This is a genomic window from Pseudoalteromonas sp. NZS100 (genome assembly GCF_015864815.1).
Lineage (GTDB): Bacteria > Pseudomonadota > Gammaproteobacteria > Enterobacterales > Alteromonadaceae > Pseudoalteromonas > Pseudoalteromonas distincta.
Window position 1 is genome coordinate 180819 of the sequence record NZ_JADYWM010000004.1, and the last position, 23261, is coordinate 204079.

Sequence of the window (23261 nt, forward strand, 5' to 3'; positions counted from 1 at the left end):
GCGATTAAACCACCCTTGGATAGAACAAACTTTAATCCTGAAAGGCCAACAGACCCTAGTCAAAATTGATTTAAACTGTTATACTGTGCTATTCACTGCGTCACATTATTCTAGTTAGCTTTAATGCAAACTACATGATGGCGCCTGTTGTATCAACTTATCAGAGTGGAAGAAACAATCTCTATGGATCCAACTCCTCAGTCACAATTAAAACTTCTGATTCAGAAAGGTAAAGAGCAAGGCTACTTAACTTTTGCAGAAGTAAATGATCACCTTCCACAAGACATTATAGACTCAGATCAAGTAGAAGATATCATAAGCATGATTAATGACATGGGTATCAAGGTTAGCGAAAACGCGCCTGATGCTGATGAATTAATGATGCAAGAAACAACGACAGACGAAGACGCAGCTGAAGCTGCCGCAGCAGCCCTTGCGACTGTAGAAAAAGAAATCGGCCGTACAACGGATCCAGTTCGCATGTACATGCGTGAAATGGGTACTGTTGAACTTCTTACACGTGAAGGCGAAATTGTAATCGCTAAACGTATTGAAGAAGGCATTAATCAAGTACAGATTTCTGTTGCAGAGTACCCTGAAGCAATCACTTACCTACTAGAGCAGTGGGATAAGTTTGAAGCTGAAGAAATGCGTTTAAGCGATATTATCGTTGGCTTTATCGATCCTAATGAAGATACAGCGCCAATTTCAGCAACTAACATCGGTTCAGAATTAAGTGCTAAGCAACTTGAGGACGACGATAAAGATGACAAAGATGATGCTGATAGCGATGATGAAGATGAAGAAGAGATAGACACAGGACCAGATCCTGAAGAAGCTCGTATTCATTTTGAAAATTTACGTGATTTATATAATAAAGCACGTGATACGTTTGAAGCTAAAGGTCGTTCGCATCCTGAATCACAAGCAGCCATTTTTGAAATTGGTGAGCTTTTCAGAACATTTAAATTAATACCTAAACAGTTTGACCGCATGGTAAATAACATGCGTGAAATGATGGATCGTGTTCGTGTTCAAGAACGCCTAATCATGAAGCAAGCTGTTCAAATTGCTAAATTACCAAAGAAAACATTCGTTAAGCATTTTGCTAATAACGAAACTGACGCTTCTTGGGTTGATTTAGAAATTTCAGGTAACGAAAAGTATTCAGCTAAACTTGAAGAAGTTAAGCCAGAAATCATTCGTAGCATTAATAAATTATCTGTTATTGAACAAACAACAGGTTTAAGCATTGAGCGTATTAAAGACATCAACCGTCGAATGAGCATAGGTGAAGCGAAAGCACGCCGTGCGAAAAAAGAAATGGTTGAAGCTAACTTACGTCTTGTAATCTCAATTGCTAAAAAATACACAAACCGTGGCTTACAATTCTTAGATTTAATCCAAGAAGGTAACATTGGTCTGATGAAAGCGGTTGATAAGTTTGAATATCGCCGTGGTTATAAGTTCTCTACTTATGCTACGTGGTGGATACGTCAAGCAATCACACGCTCTATTGCTGACCAAGCAAGAACAATCCGTATTCCTGTACATATGATTGAAACGATTAATAAACTTAACCGTATCTCTCGTCAAATGTTACAAGAAATGGGTCGTGAGCCAAATCCAGAAGAATTAGCAGAACGCATGATGATGCCTGAGGATAAAATCCGTAAGGTACTTAAGATTGCTAAAGAGCCAATTTCAATGGAAACACCAATCGGTGATGATGAAGATTCTCACTTAGGTGACTTTATCGAAGATACAACTATTGATTCGCCAATCGATTCGGCAACAATGGAATCTCTTCGTGGCGCAACTAACGATGTACTTGCAGGCTTAACAGCTCGTGAAGCTAAAGTACTACGTATGCGTTTTGGTATTGATATGAATACCGACCACACCTTAGAAGAAGTAGGTAAACAGTTTGACGTAACACGTGAACGTATTCGTCAAATAGAAGCGAAAGCGCTGCGTAAATTACGCCACCCTTCTCGCTCAGATTTACTGAAAAGCTTTTTAGACGCTAAATAATTTAGCGCTACTATATAAACTAAAAAGGCCGCTATAGCGGCCTTTTTTCTATTTGAAGGAAATAACCATGGCTTGGATCCAAATTCGTATTAATGCCAATGCTGCAACAGCTGATGCCGTAAGCGATCTATTAATGGAAGCGGGTAGCGCTTCAGTAACCTTTATTGACGCAAAAGACACCCCTATCTACGAGCCTAAAATTGGCACCGTTGTGTTCTGGGCTGATACCACGGTTATTGGCTTGTTCGAAGCTAATCATGATATGAACGCAGTCGTTGCGTTATTAAAGCGCCATGATGAGCTAAAAGACAATTTAGTATACAAAATCGAGCAACTTGAAGATAAAGACTGGGAACGTGAATGGATGGATAACTTCCACCCTATTCAATTTGGCGAAAAACTATGGATTTGCCCAAGCTGGCGCGATATTCCTGACCCTGATGCTGTAAATGTATTGCTAGACCCTGGCCTTGCTTTTGGCACGGGCACACATGCAACAACGGCCTTGTGCCTTAAATGGTTAGAAAGCCAAGATCTGACGGGTAAAACGGTTGTTGATTTTGGTTGTGGTTCAGGCATTTTAGGTATTGCAGCTATAAAACTAGGTGCAGAGCGTATGATTGGGATAGATATTGACCCTCAAGCGCTTGAAGCTAGCCTTGATAACGCGAACCGAAATGGTGTTGCAGACAAACTCGAAGTATACCTTCCAGAAAACCAACCTGAGTTTAGTGCAGATATAGTAGTGGCCAATATTTTAGCCCAGCCACTTCGCGAATTACATAGTGTGATTTTAGGGTTATTAAAGCCAGGTGGTAAAATTGCCATGTCAGGTATTTTAGAAGAACAAGCGCAATCGGTTGCTGACATTTATGCACCGTTTATTGAACTAGATGACATTGCCGTTGAAGGTGATTGGACTCGAGTAAGTGGCACTAAAAAAGCGTAATAAATCGAACAATCAAATCTAGAGCATTAACTCAAAACATGCATGTAAAGCCTGTATTTAACAGGCTTTACTATTTTTTTACATATCAAAAAATTTTCTAGTTATCTTGTAAAAAATAAAATCTGTATGAATTTCAAACAAATCAACCTACTTGTCATGTGGTTATCAAATGTCAATACGAAAAGGGCAAAAAAAAGTTACTTTTGTTCAATTTATAGCCTTTGATTTTTGTGAAAAAAACCGTAAACTTAGCGCCCCTTGAAAAGAGGCCTATTGAATATAGTGCGTATCGGTAAATACCAACTTGAGAATAATGTAATTGTCGCGCCAATGGCAGGCATTACAGACAGACCATTTAGACAACTTTGTCGACGCTTAGGTGCGGGCTTAGCTGTGTCTGAAATGCTATCGTCAAATCCTAAGGTTTGGAAAACAGAAAAGTCGATGAACCGTATGGATCACAGCGGTGAGTCGGGTATACGCGCGGTGCAAATTGCAGGAGCAGATCCTGAGCTTATGGCGCAGGCCGCACAATTCAATGTTGCTAATGGTGCACAGATCATAGATATCAATATGGGGTGCCCAGCAAAAAAAGTGAACAAGAAACTCGCAGGCTCTGCCTTATTACAGTTTCCTGAACTTGTGGAAGAGATTATTGATGCAGTCGTTAATGCTGTTGATATACCTGTGACACTTAAAATCCGTACAGGATGGGATCCGGATAACCGTAATGGTGTAGAGATTGCGAGAATAGCTGAACGTTATGGCATTGCATCACTTGCTGTACATGGGCGTACGCGTGCATGTATGTACAAAGGTGATGCTGAGTACGCCACGATTAGGGATATAAAACGTTCAGTGTCGATTCCTGTTGTTGCCAATGGTGATATTACATCACCAGAAAAAGCAAAACAGGTTTTAGACTATACGGGTGCAGATGCCATTATGATTGGCCGAGCCGCCCAAGGTCGCCCTTGGATATTTAGGGAGATAGACCACTATTTGCGAACTGGGGAACATTTACAGCCACCTGCTATTGCAGAGGTGCGCAGTATATTAATGGAGCATTTAACAAACCTCCATATGTTTTACGGTGAGCCAATGGGAGCGCGAATTGCTCGCAAACATGTATCTTGGTATTTGCAAACCCATGACAGTGATGGTCAGTTTAGGCGAGTATTTAATGCGCTCGACAACCCACAGGCACAGGTCGTCGCATTAGAGCAATACTTTAAAACACTAGCAGCTAACTAAGAAAGAAAGAGACTTAATAATGTTCGAACAAAACGTGACTTCTCCATTTATCACTAACCCTCATGTTCAGTCACACGAGAAACCGCAGCCATTGCGTGATGCAGTAAAAAAAGCTGTTCACCACTATTTAAAGCAGCTTAACGGTCAAGATGTGCAAGACGTTTACGACCTTGTTCTTTCAGAGCTAGAAGCGCCATTACTTGAAGAAGTAATGACATATACACGTGGTAACCAAACTCGTGCAGCAATTTTACTAGGTATCAACCGTGGTACTTTACGTAAAAAGCTTAAAAAATACGGCATGAACTAATACCAATTATATTGAAAGCGTAAGTATTCTAACGAGCTAAACAAGCCGATAACGTCGTCAAAAGTTTTTTATGTAGAATAACTACACTGCAAAATTTTTGCCTTGTTATAGACTTGTTTTTCTATTGTTATTACTACTTACTAATCCAATACAACTGGTATTATGCAAAAAAAGCACCTTAGGGTGCTTTTTTTATGCCTACAGTTTATTAACTAAATTGCAAAATGCTCACGCTTATTGAGCCTTTATAAGTCGTTTTTTGAGTAGTAATCAGTTAAAATGCCCGCTTCTAAGCTAGCTCATTAACTGAGGAAATCAAACTACAATGGATACTCATCGTCCCATTCGTCGCGCACTATTAAGTGTGTCTGATAAAACCGGTATTGTTGAATTTGCCCGCGCACTTGAAGCGCAAGGCGTTGATATTTTATCAACTGGCGGCACATGTAAACTACTTGCTGATAACGCCATAAAAGTGACTGAAGTATCAGATCACACAGGCCACCCTGAAATCATGGATGGTCGCGTAAAAACTCTTCACCCAAAAATTCACGGCGGCATATTAGCCCGTCGCGGACAAGATGAAAGCGTAATGGCAGATAACAACATTTCTGCTATCGACATAGTTGTAGTTAACTTATACCCCTTTGCGAATACAGTCGCTCAAGAAAACTGCAGCCTTGAAGATGCCATTGAAAACATTGATATTGGCGGCCCTACAATGGTTCGTGCAGCAGCTAAAAACCACAAAGATGTAACAATCGTGGTAAACGCGAGCGACTACGACCGTGTTATTAGCGAAATGCAAAACAACAATGGTTCAACAACGTACAAAACACGTTTTGATTTAGCGATTGCCGCCTACGAGCACACTGCACAATACGATGGCATGATTGCTAACTACTTCGGTAAAATGGTGCCTGATTACACCGAGGAAGCTGCTGTAGAGACTAAATTCCCACGTACTATCAATATGCAGTTCACTAAAAAGCAAGATATGCGTTACGGTGAAAACTCACATCAAGATGCTGCTTTTTATGTTGAAAATGACATTGCTGAAGCATCAGTTGCAACAGCAACTCAATTGCAAGGTAAGGCCCTTTCGTTTAACAACATTGCAGATACCGATGCAGCACTTGAATGTGTTAAAGAATTTGACGTACCTGCGTGCGTAATTGTAAAACATGCTAATCCGTGTGGTGTTTCAATTGGGGACAATATTCTACAAGCATACGAGCGCGCTTTTAAAACAGACCCTACATCAGCATTTGGTGGCATTATTGCCTTTAACCGAGAGCTAGATGCAGCAACTGCACAAGCAATTGTTGACCGTCAGTTTGTTGAAGTAATTATTGCACCTAGTATTTCGAGCGACGCTGCAAAAATTGTTGAAGCTAAAAAGAACGTGCGCCTATTAGAGTGTGGACAGTGGACAGGTAAAGCCGCAGGCCAAGATATTAAACGCGTTAACGGCGGTATTTTAGTTCAAGACCGCGACTTAGGCATGGTAACGCAAGGCGACTTAAAAGTTGTTTCTAAGCGCCAGCCTTCTGAGCAAGAACTTAAAGATTTACTGTTTTGCTGGAAAGTAGCTAAGTTTGTTAAATCAAACGCAATTGTTTATGCCCGTGACGGTATGACCATTGGTGTGGGCGCAGGCCAAATGAGTCGCGTATACTCAGCTAAAATTGCAGGTATAAAAGCCGCCGACGAAAACCTTGAAGTTAAAGGTTCAGTTATGGCGTCTGACGCATTCTTCCCATTCCGTGATGGCATTGACGCAGCAGCAGCCGCTGGCATTACTGCGGTAATTCAGCCTGGAGGCTCAATGCGTGATGAAGAAGTGATTGCAGCTGCTGATGAAGCTGGCATGGCAATGGTACTAACTGGTATGCGCCATTTCCGCCACTAATCACACAAAGGGTTAAACGTTGGTTTAACCCTTTTTGTTTGCTATAAATTCACGTATTCTGATTATTCAATAACCTATTTAAAATTATAATGTGAAGGAACAAACAATGAAATTTGCGCTAAAATCGCTACTTGTAGCCACACTAACAATGACATCGACTATGGCGCTTAGCCATAACCACGAATCAAGCCTTGAACATGCACTTCAATCAAGCGAACGCAATGCTAAAAACAGCGCTCGTGATGAATATCGTCATCCAGCTCAAACACTTGCATTTTTTGGCTTTAAACCAACCATGACAGTTGTTGAAATTGCACCCGGTGGTGGTTGGTATAGTGAAATTTTAGCGCCAGCATTAAAAGAGCAAGGCACTTATTATGCCGCGCACTTTCCTGCTGATTCATCAGTTGGCTACTACCAACGCTCTCTTGCAGGCTTTAAACAAAAAGTAGCTGAAGATGAGCGCTTTAGTAGCGTTAAAATTACTGAGTTTGCACCTGTAACACATTTAGATATTGCGCCAGCTGGCAGTGCCGATATGGTTTTAACATTTCGTAATGTACATAACTGGTATATGGGCAAAGATAAAAGCGGTGCATTAAGTGCATTCCAAGCTTTTTATAAAGCCCTTAAACCAGGCGGTACATTAGGTTTAGTTGAACACCGTTTAGCTGAAGAGCGTGCTGATGAAGATCAAAAAACATCAGGTTATATGAAGCAGAGCTACGTAGTAGACCTTGCTAAACAAGCCGGGTTTGAATTAGTAGCAAGCAGTGAAATAAATGCAAATCCAAAAGATACAGCCGATCACCCTAAAGGTGTATGGACGCTACCACCAAGCTTAAGACTCGGCGAACAAGATGCTGACAAATATAAAGCCATTGGTGAAAGCGACCGCATGACGCTGAAATTTAAGAAACCGCTTTAAATAGGAATTTTCGCCATGAATGTTTTAGTCATTGGCAGCGGCGGCCGCGAACACGCACTTGCGTTTAAAGCCGCTCAAAACACCAAAGTAAATACTGTATTTGTAGCCCCTGGTAATGCAGGTACTGCACTTGAACCAAAACTTGAAAACGTAGCAATAAACGTTGACGACTTAGATGGTTTACTTAGTTTTGCACAGCAAAATAAGGTAGAGCTTACTATTGTAGGTCCAGAAATACCGTTAGTACTGGGTGTTGTTGATAAGTTTCGTGAACATAACATGGCTATTTTTGGACCAACGGCGGGCGCAGCTCAGCTTGAAGGTTCGAAATCGTTTACTAAAGACTTTTTAGCACGTCATAAAATCCCTACGGGCGACTACCAAACGTTTGAACAGATTGAGCCTGCCCTTGCTTATTTAAAAGAGAAAGGCGCGCCAATTGTTGTAAAAGCAGATGGTTTGGCTGCGGGTAAAGGCGTAATTGTAGCCATGACGGAGGCCGATGCCGAAGAAGCTATTCGCGATATGCTTGCGGGTAATGCTTTTGGCGATGCGGGAAGTCGTGTTGTTATTGAAGAGTTTTTAGACGGTGAAGAAGCGTCTTTCATCGTAATGGTTGATGGTAAAAACGTATTACCATTTGCAACAAGCCAAGATCATAAACGCGCTTACAATGGCGATGCGGGTCCTAACACGGGTGGCATGGGTGCATACTCACCTGCGCCAGTTGTTACTGATGAAATCCACCAGCGTATTATGAACGAAGTGATCTACCCTACGGTAGAAGGCATGGCAAGCGAAGGCCATCCGTACACCGGCTTTTTATATGCAGGTTTAATGATTGACGAAACAGGTACCCCTAAAGTAATTGAGTATAACTGTCGCTTTGGCGACCCTGAAACTCAACCAATGATGCTACGTTTGCAATCAGATTTGGTTGAATTGATTGAAGCTGCTAACCGTGTAGAACTTGATAAAACAACAATTGAGTTTGACCCACGCGCAGCCGTTGGTGTTGTACTTGCCGCTAAAGGCTACCCTGGTGATTACCCTAAAGGTGACGCTATTTCGGGGCTAAAAGTGGATTACCCTGCAGGTGAAAAAGTGTTTCATGCGGGTACTAAACAAAGTGGCAATGACGTTGTAACCGCAGGCGGTCGCGTATTATGCGCAACAGCACTTGGTAACACTGTTACGCAAGCGCAGCAACGCGCCTATGAGCTTGTTAAACAAATTAGCTGGGATGGTATGGAATATCGTACAGATATAGCTTACCGTGCTATTGCACGCGAGCAATAGCCTATAATACCTATTCATTGGTATAACCAATTAATTTAACTAAAAAAGCGCAGTTTCCCTGCGCTTTTTTAGTGCTACACTAATTAAAAGGTTTTTTAAAAGTAAATTAACGTTGGAACTAAGAACTTTACGTTACCATGCAATTGCTGTTGCCATACTGATTTTTATATTTTTTATAATCAGTACATTGGCATCAAACTTAGTCGTGCCTACACGATATACAATTGATAAAACGGCTCCAATGTACCTCGATTACGCCTACTATATTGACAAAACCAAAACTAAAACATTCGATACCATCATTAACCAACCTGAATTACTTACTCATCAACCATTTTCAGATGTTCCATGGAGCTTTAGCCAACAAAATTATTGGTTGTTTCTTGATTTAGAAAATAAAAGCCTTAACAAGCAAAATGTTGTGGCACATTTTGACAACCCTATGGTCGATCACCTTACGGTTTATCGCCTCGATAAAAATAACAAACTAGTTGAAACATACAAACTCGGCGATAAAGAAGAAGCCCTCTCTTTGTTTGAATACAGCGTACCGCATATTCGCTTTTTAGTAGAAAGAAAATCATCACAACGCCTAGTAATAAAAATAGACACAATAGGCATAAGTAAAACACCTGTAAACTTGTATCGTGATAAAGAGTTTATTGACTTAGTGCGATCTCAAACTGGGATCTGGGGTATTTTTGTAGGCGTGCTATTGATGGCTGCGCTTTATAACTTGGTGCTTTATTTTGGTATAAAAGACCGTGTTTATTTAATTTATATTGGCTACATCGTCAGCGCTATTACACTAATGGGTGCTGTACTGGGCTTTGGTTTTTATTTATGGCCTAAGCAATGGCAGCTCTTTATTCACGAACAAATTGTGTTTAGTAATTATGGGGTCGCCTTTTTCACCCTTGCTTTTTGCACCATGTTTTTGCGCTATCATAAAGATAAGTGTTGGCGTTACAAAATGAGCATAGCTCTACTTTGGCTTATGTTTACTCTTGCTGTATGTAGCTTGTTTATTCCTGAAAATATAGCGGCTCCTATATTTTTTGGTGTAATGGTACTGCTTTATATTACTTGTATTATTTTAATATATAACAAGTTACGCAGTGGTTTTAGGTGGGCTAAGTTTTATGTTTTATCATGGATACCGCTAATTTTTGGTGCGGCAATTCAACCTATGGAACTCACTGGTGTTTTACCGTATACCTTTGCAACCCGCCATGCCTTTTTAGTCGCTATTTTGTGTGAAGTTATTTTAATGGCGATGGCATTAGCAGACAGGGTAAGGTATCAGCGCGAACGTGCGCTTTATCATGCCACGCATACACAACAAACACGATTACTTAATAGCTCCAAGCTAAAACAAGCATTTATGGCACTACAAAGCCAAAATCGCTCAACAACGTTGTGTTTAATAAAAATACGTCACTTTAATTCACTCAATACGATTATTACCTCTTCTCAGGGCTACACACTTATAAAGCATATAGCCAAAGAGCTTGAATTAGAACTCAGCCATGAACGTGAATTTACAAACCTCGAAACAGATTTAAACACCAGTCCTCGCTTAGCCGATTTAAGCAGTGGTGTATTTGCCTGTATTTCTACAAAAACACAAAACCAAGAAATGCTAGAAGCACTACTGACTAAAATAATTAGTAGCCTACCAAAACAATATGAAATTAAAGGGCTAAACCTGCAGCTTAGTTACAGTATAGGTATTAGTAGTGCAGGCAAGAGTAACGACTTTGAATATTGGTTAAAGCGTGGTTATTTAGCGCTTAAAAAAGCAAAAGGTAGCGTTAATCAAGTTGGGTCATCGTCAAACGGTAATAATCTGATGATGGACGTTGCTCTAGCCGCTAAGCTGCAACAAGCCATAAAAACAAATCAACTGGCGCTTTACTACCAACCTCAAATAAACTTATTAAGTAACCACGTAAGTGGTGCTGAAGCTTTATTACGTTGGCCCGACCCAACTTACAGCAACTTATCAATTGAAGAGCTAATAATACTTGCTGAACACACAGGTATTATTAACGAGCTAACACTGTGGGTAATAGAGCAAGCTTGTAAAGACATAGTTGAGCTTACAAAAAATGGCTATAACGAGCACACAATTAGCGTAAATTTAAGTGCTAAAAACTTAACCATAAATAATTTAGCCGAAAAAGTAGAAAATATTTTAATTAAATACCAAGTGCCGGCACACTTACTTAAATTTGAACTAACCGAATCGGCCTTCGTAGATAGTCAAGATGCACTTATAAAGTTAGTTGATGAGCTAACCGCATTAGGTATTAAAGTGGTACTGGATGACTTTGGGACAGGCTATGCGTCACTTAGCTACTTAGTTAATTATCACTTTAGTGAGCTTAAAATAGATAAGTCATTTGTTTTTGATTTGCCTAATAACCCAACTCACCAAGTTATTGTACAAACAGCCATTGATATGGCGCATAACCTCAATTTATCAATAACAATTGAGGGGGTAGAAACCCAAGAAATCCATCACTTGCTCAAAGATATGAACGCTGATTGCGCCCAAGGTTATTTATACGCAAAAGCACTGCCTTACACCGACTATTTACACTTCTTAAAAAGCCAATATAGCTTAAAAATGTTAGACTCCTCTTTTTAACATCTTTAGGGGCCAAGTAAAGATGCAAGGCACACTGCGTAAACTAAAATCGAGCTTAACCGAACCAGTACAATATCACTTACCTGTAGGTGAACACTTAGTAGACTTAAATGCATTTATAGGTAAGGAGCTTACGCTTACCTTTAGTGGCACTATTTTATGTTCTAACTGCGGTAAAAAAACAAAAAAAAGCTATTCTCAAGGTCACTGTTTTGTATGCATGCGCAAGCTTGCTAGTTGCGATATGTGCATAATGAAACCAGAAACCTGCCACTACGATCAAGGCACTTGCCGAGAGCCGCAATGGGGCGAAGAAAACTGCATGATCCCACACTATGTGTATCTCGCTAATACCTCAGGTTTAAAGGTAGGTATTACCCGCCACACACAAATACCAACTCGCTGGGTTGATCAAGGCGCTACTCAGGCATTACCTATTTTTAAAGTGCAAACTCGCCTGCAATCCGGTTTAGTAGAAGTTGCATTGGCTGAATTTATTGCCGACAAAACTAATTGGCGCAATATGCTAAAAGGTCAAAACGACGCAATTGACTTAAAGGCAGCGGCAGCCGAGCTGATCCCACAAATTAGCGAAAAGCTAAACGAGCTCAGTGAATTATTTGGCGCAACAGCCATAGAGCAACTTGATGAAGATGTGGTTGATTTAAACTTTCCAGTAACCGAATACCCAACAAAAATCAGCTCATTTAACTTTGATAAAGACCCTGTTGTAAGTGGTGTTTTACAAGGTATTAAAGGTCAGTACTTAATCTTTGAAAAAGGCGTTATTAATATACGTAAATTTACGTCTTATGAAGTAACCGTAGGCTAACGGGCTATGTTAAACAGCTACCCACAATTATTGGTTATTTATAATGAGCTTGAGATAGCCCATAACCAACAAGAGCAACAAGAGTGCTTACACAGCGTTACGCAAAGTGAGCTAAGCGATGTGCGAGTACTTAACAAGCAAGGTGACTACCTTAATTTACAAGGCACTGTTTGCCCTAAATTGAATGGCGAGCAACTAGCACAGCTTGTTACAGCTTACTTATTAAATGAAGGACAATGCTGCCTTGGTAAAATCAAAACCCTAAGCACAGCGCAGGCGTTTGATTTACTAGGGCTATAAACACTCTCTTTATTTAAACCTCAGTAAGCACTTTTATATGCGCTACAGCACTGCGACCTAAAGCTGATAGCGCATAGCCACCTTCTAAATACGAAATAACCCCTTTGCAACCGCCCTCTTTAGCAACACCACATAGTTGCTCGGTAAGCCAAATATAGTCATCTTCAACAAATTTTAAGCTTGCCATATCATCTTCTAGGTGAGCATCGAACCCTGCGCTTATAAAAAGTAATTCAGGTTTAAACGCTTTTAATTTTGGTAGCCATTGCCCAGTAAACACCTCTTTTAAATCGTCGCCATTACTGGCAATTAGCAGAGGTGAATTAACTATATGGCTATTATTTTTAACCGCTGTATTTGGATAAAACGGATACTGAAATAACGAACAAAGCAGTACATTTTCGTCATCAATAAAAATATCTTGCGTGCCATTACCGTGGTGTACATCAAAATCCGCAATAGCAATGCGCTTAACCCCTTTGCTTTGTGCGTACTTAACAGCAATAGCTAAGTTATTAAACACACAAAACCCAGATGATGTGTTTTTATTAGCGTGATGCCCTGGCGGGCGTACTGAGCAAAAAGCAGCATCGAGTTTATCGGCAAGTATTTCATCAACCGCTAACAATCCTGCACCTACTGCCCGCTCAATCGCTTTAAACGAATCGGGGCACAGCCACGTATCGCCATCTAAATTAGCGAGCCCTTCTGTTGGTAGCGTATTTTCTACGTGTTTAAGTAAAGCTTCATCGTGAGCAAGTAAATAATGCTCACGCTCGGCCTTGGGTGCTTGTAGGTGTGTTAAGCCAACATCTACGCCGCTGGCAAGTAATCTATCGGTTATGGCATCTAGACGCTCTGGGCACTCGGGGTGGTCGTCTATCATTTTATGCTTACGGCAATGAGGATGAGAAATAACAGCGGTACGCATAAAAAGTCCCTTACAAGGTGTAAAAACTTAATATAGCAAAGCCACCGATGGGTGGCTTTGCGACTTTGGTTTATATCAATACTTTAAATATCAATATTAGCTATTTTGCTTTTAAATGTAGGTTTCTAAAGTCAAAGCTAAAGTCGGTCACTTGTGTTGATACCGCGCGCATTTTGGCACTGTTTACACGGTTTTGTGAGCTCATTTCAAAACGAATAAACGCATCTGCTTCTAGTAGCTTTTCATCCCACTTAACAATAAATGTATTGCCAGTGTAATGCTCCAGAGTGCCTTTCAAGCGTTTAGTGTGGGTAAAATCAATGCGTAATTTACCATCTAACTGCTCAATAATTACATCGCCATACCAATCATCGTGCAATGTACCAGTATAATTAATATTTGGTAATTGTGGTTGGTAGTCAGCGGGGGCTTCTGGTTTTGCATTAGCATACGCTTGTTGTTTGCCTTCAAAATGACTTTTAGCTAAATCTTCTACCCAGTCTTTATCTTCAAGTTCAAGCGCATCTTCAAGTACTTCATGGGTTACCGCCGAAAGCGCACCAAAAGCTTGTTGATTAGATAAAATAACAATACCGAGTTTTTTCTCAGGCAATAAAGTAACTTGCGATACCATTCCCAAAATACCACCGCCGTGACCTAACTTTTTAAAGCCGTGGTAGTCTTCAATACTCCAGCCTAACCCATAACCCCTAAACTGCTGATGATACGATTCAAACGCACTTCTAGACGCCATAGACGTAATATGTGGGTGCCACATTTGCGCTTGTTGCTTTTCGCTAAACAGCTGCTCGCCATTAGGCATTTTACCGCCTGCTAATTGCGTACGAAGCCATTGGCTCATGTCGCTTACACTTGAAGCAATGGCGCCTGCGCCTCTAAAGTCCTCAAGGTAGTTCACAAAAAATGGATGAAGCGTGCCATCCATAGGAATATGACCTGTCGCCCAGTTTTTATTACTTTTAGGAATACGTGAAAAGCCCGCGCGTGAGTTATCCATGTGCAGCGGCTGTAATATATTTTTTTCGATGTAATCGTTCCAGCTCATACCCGACACACGTGCAACCACTTCACCAGCGGTAACAAACATCAAGTTGTTATAAGCGTACTTACTACGAAAGCTGCTCGCTGGTTTTAAATACTGTAATCCCGCTAAAATTTCATCAACTGATTTATCGGTACTTGGCCAAATCATTAAATCGCCTTGCCCAAGCCCAAGCCCACTGCGATGGCTTAATAAGTCACGAATACGCATTTCGCGTGTTACGTACGAGTCGTACAATCTAAACTCTGGTAAATGATCAATTACGCGGTCATCCCAGCTTAATTTACCTTCATCAACCAACTTTGCCAGTGCCGCAGTAGTGAATGCTTTTGTGTTTGAAGCAATACCAAATAAAGTGTCTTTGTTTACTTTTTTGTTGGTATCGAGATTAGTTACACCAAAGCCTTTAGCAAATATTACTTTATCGTTTTCAACAATGGCAACTGCCATACCGGGTACATCAAAACGTGCCATTGACGCTTTAATTACGTCGTCAATTTTGTTGGTATCAACTTGTGCCCAGCTGCTAAACGTAGTGCCTGCTAATAGTGCAATTGCGGCAAGTTTGGTTAATTTCATATCAATCCTATTTTATTATTTTTGATGAACTGCAAATTCAATTGCTGCGCGCTCTTGATTGGTGTCGCTTTTTTGTGCGCGATTTAATATGGCATCACTGTATTCTTTTGGTACGCCCGCTTCAAGTGAACCGCGATGAACGTGTTTTATATACCAATCATATGGGAGTACATCGCTGTCATGGGTATTAGCTATATAACAATGTGCGGCTACAGTCTCACCCGTTAAAAGCGTTGGGGCTATATCTACACAATCGTAACCTACGCCCTCAATACCATCTAAAATAGCTTTTTCTTCTTCATTGAGCTCATAAATAACGCCGTAAACCAATGCATCTTCTTTATCGCTTGGACAAATACTGCATTTACCTGAGCCATCTTTAAATAGCATATCAAAAGTAAGCTCGTAGCCTTTAAGTATCGCAGTTCCTACACGCTTTACATTGGGCAAGCGCGCTAACAAACGGTTAGATGACATATTAGAACCAAACGAAAAATTATATAGCGGCATTTTTATCTCCTGCGCTTTTTGAATAAGTTAAATAACAACACGTACTGCAAGTGCAATTAAAATAATGCCAATTCCACGGTCAAACCAATAACCGCGTTGTTGGAAAAAGCCCCTTACATTATCGCGAGAAAGCATCATTGAAAGCATTGAAAACCACGCCCAAGTAGCCAATGCCATGTACACGCCGTAGCCGACCTGTATGCTAGTAGGTGTTGTTGGGCTAATCACGAGTGTAAATAACGACATAAAAAATAACGTGGCTTTTGGGTTTAATGCATTGGTGAAAAAGCCGCGCCTAAAAGCCACCCAAACGGGTTCCTCTTGAACGGTTTTGTTTTCAACATCTTTTACAGCCTCGCCTTCATTACTTGCAGGCGGCTTTGCAGTTCTAAGAGCTTGTACGCCTAAGTAAGCTAAATATGCACCAGCAAGGTACTTGAGCGCCATAAATAAACTAGGCGATTGCGTTAAAATAAGCGCAACACCTAAAACGCAATAGGCAACGTGCAGTAAAATAGCAGCGCCAACACCGGCGCTTGTCCACAATGCATTGCGCCTACCTTGTTGCACACTTTGCTTGAGCACAACGGCAAAGTCGGGCCCTGGGCTTGCTACTGCAAAAAAATGAGCAATAACAATCAGTAAAAATTCATCTAAGTATTCCACGCAAATCCTTGCTAGTTTGGCGAATAAGCTAATAACAGCGGGTTGGCCGAGTTATTTACCAATGCTTTAATTTCTTTTTGTGCTTTTTTAAACTGGCCACGTAAATGCGGCTTTAAATGCTTTTTAGACACTTTATCGTTTTTAAAGTAACTAATTAGGGCATGCATAAATACCGTATGCGTTTCACTTAACTTAGCTTCACGGTTAGCGTATGGGTTATAGCAAGAGCCACACCCGCCTTTAAACTGATACACCGTATTGCTCATCATCACACCAAACCCTAAAAAACAAGCAAGCGCATCAGCAGCTTGTGGTAAATACTCCCTACCACCAGGCGGCAGCACCCCAGCGTGATGTATAAGTATGGTAGCTAAAGTACCTGCATAACTTGCCACCAAATCTTGTGGCTGATTAATCTGATTAGGATTAAAAGAAATATTAATCGTATGGCTTGGCGGCACAATTAAATGGCTGCCTTCGCCACGTATTTCATTGCTAAATTCAAAGTGTGGAAAAACTTGCGGTTGTAATTGCTGCGGTGCAACTAGTTGGATAGGCCATGCGTTCATACCCGCGTAATTAGTAACGCGGTTAAAAACATTACTCGCCATTTCTTCAATGCTCGATACCGAATCAGGGAAAAAAGTGGCCGTTGGCAGTATTATTTGAGTGTGCTTTGTAAAAAACTCAGCATCAAAGTTTTCTACAGCCCAAATAAATGTATCAATAAGCCATTGCTGCTCTTGCTGCTCTAATAATGGCTTTGATTTAAATAAAGCTAACATAGTGTGCTCTTTTAGGTTTTAGTTTAGGTGCTTACGTAGGTGCTAACTTAGTCTTTTTGTGTAAGCGCCCAGTCCCACGCTTGAGTATTGTATAGCGGCACTGTTGATAGCGCATGGTGGTGGCTTCCACTGGACTCTTTAGTTGAGTACGATAAGTACAATAAAGTACGATTTTCAGCATCGTAAATACGACGCACTTTTAGTGATTTAAATAATATACTTTTAGATGATTTAAAGATCACCTCGCCCGACTTGCTACGGTCTATTTTTTGTAGCTGCTGCGCTGTAATTGGCCCCGTTTGACGACACGCTATAGACATATCAGAGGGATCAGAAAAGTCCAAATTAGCCTCTATATGACTAATATGACAAGTAACGCCCTCAACAATAGGATCTTGCTGCGAATTCACCACAACATCTTTAGTTGTAAATAACCCAAGGCTTACCGACGCAACATCGTCAGAGCAAGCACTTAACGTAACAATTGCACCTGCAAGTAAAGCTAAACGTTTAAATTTTTGTGGTAATTTCATACTTATCCTTAATCAATATATAGGTAACTTAGTAGATGAGTTACTAAGCGAAGGTTCACCTGTTTGTTTTTATACTAACATCAAAAATAAATACGACTAAATTAGTTTAAAGTAAAGATTTTAGATAGCTCAGGGTTTAGTGACCCCTCTTGTATTTGGTACAATTACCTCTCGCTCATGTAGTAACTCATAATAGGAAACGCCTAAATGCCGCACATTATTATTGAACACTCAGAAGACCTCCCCGTTTTACCTCAAGTACTGGTAGAAAAAATTCATACAACCGCTTTTGAAAGTAACTTGTTTGAATTAGAAACCATCAAAACACGTGCTATTGCTTATCAGCAGTATCAACTTGGCGCAGGAAAATCAGGGTTTATACATATCGCGGTACATATTTTGGCAGGACGCTCAATTGAACAAAAACAAATGTTAAGCGAACTGCTACTTTCATGTTTAAAAACATATTGCAGAGCATCAGACAGTCTAAGCGTAAATATTTACGATATTGAGCATGAGATATACCGTAAAAACTAATCTCTCAGCAAACCAATTCAGTGGTCTATAAATACTTTATGTAGTCGTAGGCCACTCATCAATAGTTAAAGTTCCCTCAGCAATTAATTGCTCCCTTAATTCATTAATTGTTTGTTTTAGCTCATCGCGAATTAGCCTAATAGCGGGTGAAATTAACTGCCGACTAGGCAGTACTAACCACATTTCAGTTAAAGGGATTTTATACTCCGGCATTAATCTTTGAAGCCTTCCACTTAGTAAATCTTGAGCGACATCAATTGCTGATTTTTTGGCAACACCGGTTCCATCAATACACCAACGCCTTACAATATCACCATCGTTAACTGCACGGTCGCTATTCATTTTAATTTTGAATTTTTGATCATCATTATAAAGTACCCAATCATCGTGAACTACTTCATATAACTTATATAAAAGAGCATTATGATTAAGTAAGTCATCTGGCGTTAACGGCTCACCGTACTTAGTTATGTAACTTGGCGATGCGCACAACACGTGAGGAATATTACAAATTTTAAAACCATATAAATTGAGCTCTTTTGCTGCATCTTTAGTGATTGCCCTTAGAGCAACATCAACACCATCACGATAAAAGTCGGCACGGCTATCACTAGCTTGTAAGCGCAAAGTTACTTCGCTGTATTTATCCATAATGTTATTAAGTAAAACACGCATTAAATTACGGCCCATTTCTGAGGAAACCGCCATGCGCACTTCACCACTTATAGACTGCTGCTCTTCGTGAATAAGTACTTGGCCTTGCTGCAGTAATTCGAGTGCTTGCTGGCATAACGGTAAATAACGCTCACCCTCAGACGTAAGACGTATTTGCCTTGTGGTACGTACAAAAATCTGAGCGTTAAGTGCTTTTTCAATGCGTTTTATAGATACGCTTGCAGCCGATGAACTCATATCTAATTGGTTTGCAGCTGCCGTAATAGATTGCAGCTCTGCTACTTTAAGCAATACTTGAAAGTCAGCAATTTTCATCAAAACCTCTTACTGTTTAACTACGGGATTAAATATTAACTATAAAGTTATTATCCACGTTTTTGCGAAAGTGTATTGAATATTTGCCCGTTTATTGGGTGAGTTTTAAACCGTACTATACACACATACCAACTTAACGGAGCATTCCTATGAAACTATTATTAAACGCATCAACACTTGCACTTGTAGCAACACTTAGCCCATCGCCTGCTTTTGCGCAGCAAAGCACATCAAAAGTAGTTGCCGCTAGCAATATTGATTGGGGCTACCTAAATCCACTCCGTGGCGATAAAAGCCCAGGCGCAGCCGATCTTTGGGGTAACCGTACAACAGATACTGCAACAGGTATGCTAGTTCGCTTTAAGAAAGGATTTGAATCTCCACCACATATTCATAACATCACCTATCGCGGTATTGTCATTGAAGGCAAAATGCATAATGATGACCCAGCCGCTGAAAAAATGTGGATGCCAGCAGGCTCATTTTGGACACAGCCAGCAGGTGAAAACCACACCACAGCCGCAAATGGCAAGTCTAACTTAATATACCTCGAAATAGACTCAGGCCCTTACTTAGTAAAGCCACCAAAGGAGCTGTTTGATAATGGCGAACGCCCATTAAACTTACATAAAGACAATATTGTATGGTTAAGCGATAGTGATTTAGACGACATAAACGTAGTTGGCGTTAAATCTACTTACTTGTGGGGAAGCACAGCCGATATGAATGGCTCAATGATAAAATTACCCGCAGGCTTCAAAGGTGAAATAAGCACTGAGGCTAGTGAGTTTCGCGCTGTGGTTATTGCAGGTGCTATTAATTACAACTCAATCGAGCAAAATAAAGCACAAAACCTAAGTGCAGGAAGCTATGTAGAATCAAATGGTCGCTTTACTCACTCGCTTGAAAATAACCGCGATAAGCCTGTAACTATCTACATTCGTACCAACAGTAAGTACCAAGTTAATTAAATACTTAACGCCTCTAGCTTAAGCTTTTCGTAAGAAAACTCAAAATAGAAAAGTAACGAATATAAAAAAGCGCACTGCTTAGTGCGCTCACATATAATTAATGTATTACTACTTAAAAGCTGTATCGAGCAGTTAAGCTAACCAAATCTAGCTCATCAATTGTCGTGTAATTAGCACCAATAGAAAAGTTCTTATTCATGTAATAACGCGCACCCAAAGTGATAGATGTTTCACTCTCATCTTCAATATCGATGTAGCCTAAACGGCCATCTAGTTCAATGCTATCGCTCAGCATTGATCGAACGCCTATGGATAGGCCATAACCATTTTCATCTTCTGAAGCACTATTTCCACGATACGATGCCTCAGCTTCTACGTTTTCGTATGTTAATAAACCATAAAAGTCCGTGCTCGCGCTAATAGCAGTTCGATAACCTACTCCAGCACTAAGCCAGTTTAAGTCTACATCTAAACCATCATCTGAATTACCAACAGTCTGATATTGGCCAGATAGGAAAAAATTCTCGCCTAGTAGCGTGCTTCCATCAAGAGTCCAACCATCGGCATCATCGCCATCAATATCACCATCAAGGTAACCAGCAGAAACATAGTTAAAGTTTGGAGATTCTGCCAATACAGCGGGGCTCGCAACAGCAGCAGTAAACAGTAAGATTGCAATTTTATTCGTTTTCATAATACTTCCTTATAAATTTATTTGAACAACCCTAAATTGTCCCCAGGAAAGTACACAACTATATTATTGATTGCAAATAATAAATAATTTTAAAGTAAAGTTCTGATAGTTCCTATTAATTACAAGATTGAGAATAAAAACCAAATGGCTGAAACAAATAATTTAAGCGGGAAACTATATAACTATATAACTATATAACTATATAACTATATAGACGAGTGTACTGCTAAGCTAAAATAAGATGAGGCAATTTAAACTCTGAAAAAATAGAAAAGTGGTGGCCCCTCCCAGACTCGAACTGGGGACCTAACGATTATGAGTCGTGTGCTCTAACCAACTGAGCTAAGGGGCCAACTTTATATAACTGCCAGGCAGTTAATTTTTGAAGCGTTCAGTCACAGAGCGACTAAAGCGGGTTGCAGTATAAAAACTTTTTAGGTGCTTGTCACTACCAAAAACCTTTATTTTAACAATCAACAAGCTAACTGCTTAAATAGTAATCTTTTAAGTGGGAATAAACATAAAATGTAAGATATTTCCCGTGCTATTCACTGCATTAAATTATAAAAAACCCTATCCCATATAGTCTTTTATATTTAACCCTCTACTTTTTAAGCAAAGCTAACATATATGTATAGGCATACAAGGCTGTAAAAAATATGCTTGGGGCTACTGTCAGTGCCAAATTAGGTGTCTGATTAACTACATTCACCATAATCACTAAGCTCGATTGAACAGTAATCGGAATAATAGGCGCCAAAAGTACGCCTGCTATTTTTTTATTACTTAAATACGAAGCGCTAGAGTTAATTGCATTATTAAAACTTTGTCGTATTGCTACGTTTTGTGGTGTTTTAGAATGAAACATACAAATAATTGGAGTTACGAACGCAAGCGTTACATAACTAAACTTATACTTGTTGACGACCTTTTCTAAAATAAAGGTAAAAAACAGCGTTACAAATCCACTATACAAACCTTGCACTAATGCAGCTTGAAGAGTGACCGATTTAGCAATGTCTGCCGCACTATTTGCCCAGTAGGCCCAACTAAAATAAAAAACGAAAGACACAACGCCTGACATTATAAGTCGAATATTCAATTAACTACCTCAATATGCCTAGAACCTAGTTTAATGATAACACTAGAAGTGAAGGTAATATTGTCACTAAATAATAAAGTATTTGATTGTATATTGTAGATGTATAAACACGCTAATGTTGAAGATTTCCTAAATGGCATCAAGTCAGAATCTGAGCGCGACTGTTAGCTGGAAAGCTTATTAGTAAACAATAAGTATAGTTTTAAAATAATATTGGGAGTGAGTTAAGGAAGTGAATTAATGGGTTGAAGAGTTTTAAAAATTGGATTTAATCTAAAAACGCTCTAAAAACTAATATTGTGAGCCGATCGGTACTAAAGTATTTAGCTAAACCTCAGTAGTCGGCTTACACAATATATAATCTGTCATTATTTTTTCGCAATAATGTAGATTGCATGTATTAACCCTGGGAAATAACCTAGCAGTGTTAATAGAATATTTAACCAAAAATGCATACCTAAGCCAACATGCAAAAACACACCTAATGGCGGTAATAAAACCGAAAGTATTATACGAATAATATCCATGATCAAACTCCATTTAAATTAAGCATTAAAAAGACTTAAAGCCCAGTATTACTGGGCCTTAACTATACTGTATTATTCAGCAACAATAGCTAGTTTATCAACTACGTCGCGAACATCTTCAGCATTTTTAGCAATTTTAACTGCTAGTTGCTTTTCAGCTTCAGACTCTACAGAGCCATTCAGAGTTACCACACCGTTGTCGGTATCAACATCAATGTCTGTACCACCTACTTCTGAGTCAAACAGGAAGCGAGTTGTGATTACAGTGGTGATTTTAGCGTCCGTTAGGTCGTTATCATCATCGTCCATCATGTCGTTGCTTTTATCTTCGGTGTCCATGCTTTTAACAACAGTAAGGCTGTTATCAACATCAGTTACACCATCTAGGCTAAGTACAAGCTCTTCTGCTAGCTCTTTATCGAGTTCGCTATTAACTTTACCTGTAAGTACTACCTTGCCATTTTTTACATCAGTGTTAATGTCAAAGTTGTTTAGATTAGTGTTCATAAGTAGAACGGTTTCTGCCTTACCATCAATCCAAGCATCTTTACTTTCGTTTTCCCAGCTGTTTGCTTGGGCACCCATAGCCGTAGTACCAAGAACTAGAGCTGCGATAATAGATTTGTTAAATGTTTTCATAATCTTTCTCCTTTTGATTAAAGACACTTTAACTAATGCGAACTTCAGGCCAACTTTATTTATACTTAAAATTCAAAGACTTGAATTAATTAAAAGATAAAACCTTATCTATGTTTGTGTAACTATTTACAGGCTACTCGGTAAAACTTTCTCAAATAGTGAAAATAGCTAGATAATTGCTCTTTTGGTTAATCTATCGTTAATATAACAAAACAAAAAACACCGTTAAAAAATAACCAATTGATAATTAATGAAATTATATT

23 protein-coding genes and 1 tRNA gene are annotated in these 23261 nt (G+C 39.7%); 12 read left to right on the forward strand and 12 right to left on the reverse strand.

What is annotated here, in order from left to right; all coding sequences use genetic code 11:
• The first annotated feature begins 183 nt into the window (after positions 1–183).
• From rpoD to I6E69_RS05870, 10 genes are all read left to right on the forward strand, one after another.
• Positions 184–2034, forward strand: a complete 1851-nt coding sequence (gene rpoD, locus I6E69_RS05825; RefSeq protein ID WP_002957800.1) for an RNA polymerase sigma factor RpoD — start codon at positions 184–186, stop codon at positions 2032–2034.
• Positions 2035–2101: 67 nt separating this feature from the next.
• A complete protein-coding gene (gene prmA / locus I6E69_RS05830; protein ID WP_002957801.1) occupies positions 2102–2983 on the forward strand; it encodes a 50S ribosomal protein L11 methyltransferase in 882 nt (293 codons plus the stop codon).
• A gap of 282 nt (positions 2984–3265) precedes the next feature.
• Positions 3266–4237 (forward strand): tRNA dihydrouridine synthase DusB, encoded by a 972-nt coding sequence (dusB, locus tag I6E69_RS05835; RefSeq protein WP_024603689.1) that lies wholly within the window; start codon positions 3266–3268, stop codon positions 4235–4237.
• Positions 4238–4256: 19 nt separating this feature from the next.
• Positions 4257–4547 carry a DNA-binding transcriptional regulator Fis gene (gene fis, locus I6E69_RS05840; protein ID WP_002957804.1) on the forward strand — a complete coding sequence of 97 codons (291 nt, stop codon included), beginning with the start codon at positions 4257–4259 and terminating at the stop codon, positions 4545–4547.
• A 325-nt stretch (positions 4548–4872) separates the two neighbouring features.
• Complete coding sequence (gene purH, locus I6E69_RS05845; RefSeq protein WP_024603688.1) at positions 4873–6459, forward strand: bifunctional phosphoribosylaminoimidazolecarboxamide formyltransferase/IMP cyclohydrolase; 1587 nt, start codon at positions 4873–4875, stop codon at positions 6457–6459.
• Between the two features lie 106 nt (positions 6460–6565).
• Entirely contained in the window at positions 6566–7387 is an 822-nt protein-coding gene (locus tag I6E69_RS05850) for a class I SAM-dependent methyltransferase (RefSeq protein WP_039488246.1), read from the forward strand.
• A gap of 15 nt (positions 7388–7402) precedes the next feature.
• Entirely contained in the window at positions 7403–8686 is a 1284-nt protein-coding gene (purD, locus tag I6E69_RS05855) for a phosphoribosylamine--glycine ligase (protein WP_138489712.1), read from the forward strand.
• 112 nt (positions 8687–8798) lie between these two features.
• The gene (locus I6E69_RS05860; RefSeq protein WP_197120810.1) at positions 8799–11339 is read left to right on the forward strand and encodes an EAL domain-containing protein; all 2541 of its coding nucleotides are present in this window, start codon (positions 8799–8801) and stop codon (positions 11337–11339) included.
• A gap of 22 nt (positions 11340–11361) precedes the next feature.
• Positions 11362–12171, forward strand: coding sequence for a DUF2797 domain-containing protein (locus I6E69_RS05865; protein WP_024597548.1), 810 nt, complete (start codon positions 11362–11364; stop codon positions 12169–12171).
• A 6-nt stretch (positions 12172–12177) separates the two neighbouring features.
• Positions 12178–12471, forward strand: a complete 294-nt coding sequence (locus I6E69_RS05870; protein ID WP_002957811.1) for a hypothetical protein — start codon at positions 12178–12180, stop codon at positions 12469–12471.
• Positions 12472–12484: 13 nt separating this feature from the next.
• Here I6E69_RS05870 and I6E69_RS05875 read toward each other — a convergent pair whose 3' ends face one another.
• From I6E69_RS05875 to I6E69_RS05900, 6 genes are all read right to left on the reverse strand, one after another.
• Positions 12485–13402 carry a histone deacetylase family protein gene (locus I6E69_RS05875; protein WP_197120811.1) on the reverse strand — a complete coding sequence of 306 codons (918 nt, stop codon included), beginning with the start codon at positions 13400–13402 and terminating at the stop codon, positions 12485–12487.
• A 100-nt stretch (positions 13403–13502) separates the two neighbouring features.
• A complete protein-coding gene (locus I6E69_RS05880; protein ID WP_197120812.1) occupies positions 13503–15044 on the reverse strand; it encodes a serine hydrolase in 1542 nt (513 codons plus the stop codon).
• 15 nt (positions 15045–15059) lie between these two features.
• Positions 15060–15554, reverse strand: coding sequence for a gamma-glutamylcyclotransferase family protein (locus I6E69_RS05885; RefSeq protein WP_182736984.1), 495 nt, complete (start codon positions 15552–15554; stop codon positions 15060–15062).
• A 27-nt stretch (positions 15555–15581) separates the two neighbouring features.
• A complete protein-coding gene (locus I6E69_RS05890; protein WP_197120813.1) occupies positions 15582–16220 on the reverse strand; it encodes a LysE family translocator in 639 nt (212 codons plus the stop codon).
• 11 nt (positions 16221–16231) lie between these two features.
• Positions 16232–17005: a hypothetical protein gene (locus tag I6E69_RS05895; RefSeq protein ID WP_197120814.1), complete on the reverse strand. Its 774-nt coding sequence runs from the start codon at positions 17003–17005 to the stop codon at positions 16232–16234.
• A gap of 47 nt (positions 17006–17052) precedes the next feature.
• Complete coding sequence (locus I6E69_RS05900; RefSeq protein ID WP_002957817.1) at positions 17053–17538, reverse strand: CreA family protein; 486 nt, start codon at positions 17536–17538, stop codon at positions 17053–17055.
• 207 nt (positions 17539–17745) lie between these two features.
• Between I6E69_RS05900 and I6E69_RS05905 the strand changes: the two genes are divergently transcribed.
• Positions 17746–18075 (forward strand): 5-carboxymethyl-2-hydroxymuconate Delta-isomerase, encoded by a 330-nt coding sequence (locus tag I6E69_RS05905; protein ID WP_002957818.1) that lies wholly within the window; start codon positions 17746–17748, stop codon positions 18073–18075.
• Positions 18076–18111: 36 nt separating this feature from the next.
• On the opposite strand, the gene I6E69_RS05910 is transcribed toward I6E69_RS05905, so the two are convergent.
• The gene (locus tag I6E69_RS05910) at positions 18112–19065 is read right to left on the reverse strand and encodes a LysR family transcriptional regulator (protein ID WP_197120815.1); all 954 of its coding nucleotides are present in this window, start codon (positions 19063–19065) and stop codon (positions 18112–18114) included.
• 149 nt (positions 19066–19214) lie between these two features.
• Between I6E69_RS05910 and I6E69_RS05915 the strand changes: the two genes are divergently transcribed.
• Entirely contained in the window at positions 19215–20036 is an 822-nt protein-coding gene (locus I6E69_RS05915; protein ID WP_197120816.1) for a DUF4437 domain-containing protein, read from the forward strand.
• A 112-nt stretch (positions 20037–20148) separates the two neighbouring features.
• On the opposite strand, the gene I6E69_RS05920 is transcribed toward I6E69_RS05915, so the two are convergent.
• The 5 genes from I6E69_RS05920 to I6E69_RS05940 all read right to left on the reverse strand — a co-directional run bounded on the left by I6E69_RS05920 (position 20149) and on the right by I6E69_RS05940 (position 22998).
• Positions 20149–20730: an outer membrane beta-barrel protein gene (locus I6E69_RS05920; protein WP_197120817.1), complete on the reverse strand. Its 582-nt coding sequence runs from the start codon at positions 20728–20730 to the stop codon at positions 20149–20151.
• A 275-nt stretch (positions 20731–21005) separates the two neighbouring features.
• Positions 21006–21082, reverse strand: a tRNA-Ile gene (locus I6E69_RS05925).
• 252 nt (positions 21083–21334) lie between these two features.
• A complete protein-coding gene (locus tag I6E69_RS05930; RefSeq protein ID WP_193225708.1) occupies positions 21335–21814 on the reverse strand; it encodes a hypothetical protein in 480 nt (159 codons plus the stop codon).
• A 386-nt stretch (positions 21815–22200) separates the two neighbouring features.
• Positions 22201–22359, reverse strand: coding sequence for a YqaE/Pmp3 family membrane protein (locus I6E69_RS05935; protein ID WP_197120818.1), 159 nt, complete (start codon positions 22357–22359; stop codon positions 22201–22203).
• 72 nt (positions 22360–22431) lie between these two features.
• Positions 22432–22998, reverse strand: a complete 567-nt coding sequence (locus I6E69_RS05940) for a BON domain-containing protein (protein ID WP_024597541.1) — start codon at positions 22996–22998, stop codon at positions 22432–22434.
• Positions 22999–23261: the final 263 nt, after the last annotated feature.

Coding starts and splice junctions, on each gene's coding strand:
- I6E69_RS05895 (WP_197120814.1), bottom strand. CDS start 17,005: ATGTTAGCTTTATTTAAATCAAAGCCATTATTAGAGCAGCAAGAGCAG.
- I6E69_RS05930 (WP_193225708.1), bottom strand. CDS start 21,814: ATGTCAGGCGTTGTGTCTTTCGTTTTTTATTTTAGTTGGGCCTACTGG.
- I6E69_RS05865 (WP_024597548.1), top strand. CDS start 11,362: ATGCAAGGCACACTGCGTAAACTAAAATCGAGCTTAACCGAACCAGTA.
- I6E69_RS05870 (WP_002957811.1), top strand. CDS start 12,178: ATGTTAAACAGCTACCCACAATTATTGGTTATTTATAATGAGCTTGAG.
- I6E69_RS05885 (WP_182736984.1), bottom strand. CDS start 15,554: ATGCCGCTATATAATTTTTCGTTTGGTTCTAATATGTCATCTAACCGT.
- I6E69_RS05875 (WP_197120811.1), bottom strand. CDS start 13,402: ATGCGTACCGCTGTTATTTCTCATCCTCATTGCCGTAAGCATAAAATG.
- rpoD (WP_002957800.1), top strand. CDS start 184: ATGGATCCAACTCCTCAGTCACAATTAAAACTTCTGATTCAGAAAGGT.
- I6E69_RS05935 (WP_197120818.1), bottom strand. CDS start 22,359: ATGGATATTATTCGTATAATACTTTCGGTTTTATTACCGCCATTAGGT.
- I6E69_RS05900 (WP_002957817.1), bottom strand. CDS start 17,538: ATGAAATTACCACAAAAATTTAAACGTTTAGCTTTACTTGCAGGTGCA.
- prmA (WP_002957801.1), top strand. CDS start 2,102: ATGGCTTGGATCCAAATTCGTATTAATGCCAATGCTGCAACAGCTGAT.
- purH (WP_024603688.1), top strand. CDS start 4,873: ATGGATACTCATCGTCCCATTCGTCGCGCACTATTAAGTGTGTCTGAT.
- I6E69_RS05880 (WP_197120812.1), bottom strand. CDS start 15,044: ATGAAATTAACCAAACTTGCCGCAATTGCACTATTAGCAGGCACTACG.
- I6E69_RS05920 (WP_197120817.1), bottom strand. CDS start 20,730: ATGAAAACGAATAAAATTGCAATCTTACTGTTTACTGCTGCTGTTGCG.
- I6E69_RS05910 (WP_197120815.1), bottom strand. CDS start 19,065: ATGAAAATTGCTGACTTTCAAGTATTGCTTAAAGTAGCAGAGCTGCAA.
- I6E69_RS05940 (WP_024597541.1), bottom strand. CDS start 22,998: ATGAAAACATTTAACAAATCTATTATCGCAGCTCTAGTTCTTGGTACT.
- fis (WP_002957804.1), top strand. CDS start 4,257: ATGTTCGAACAAAACGTGACTTCTCCATTTATCACTAACCCTCATGTT.
- purD (WP_138489712.1), top strand. CDS start 7,403: ATGAATGTTTTAGTCATTGGCAGCGGCGGCCGCGAACACGCACTTGCG.
- I6E69_RS05905 (WP_002957818.1), top strand. CDS start 17,746: ATGCCGCACATTATTATTGAACACTCAGAAGACCTCCCCGTTTTACCT.
- I6E69_RS05915 (WP_197120816.1), top strand. CDS start 19,215: ATGAAACTATTATTAAACGCATCAACACTTGCACTTGTAGCAACACTT.
- I6E69_RS05850 (WP_039488246.1), top strand. CDS start 6,566: ATGAAATTTGCGCTAAAATCGCTACTTGTAGCCACACTAACAATGACA.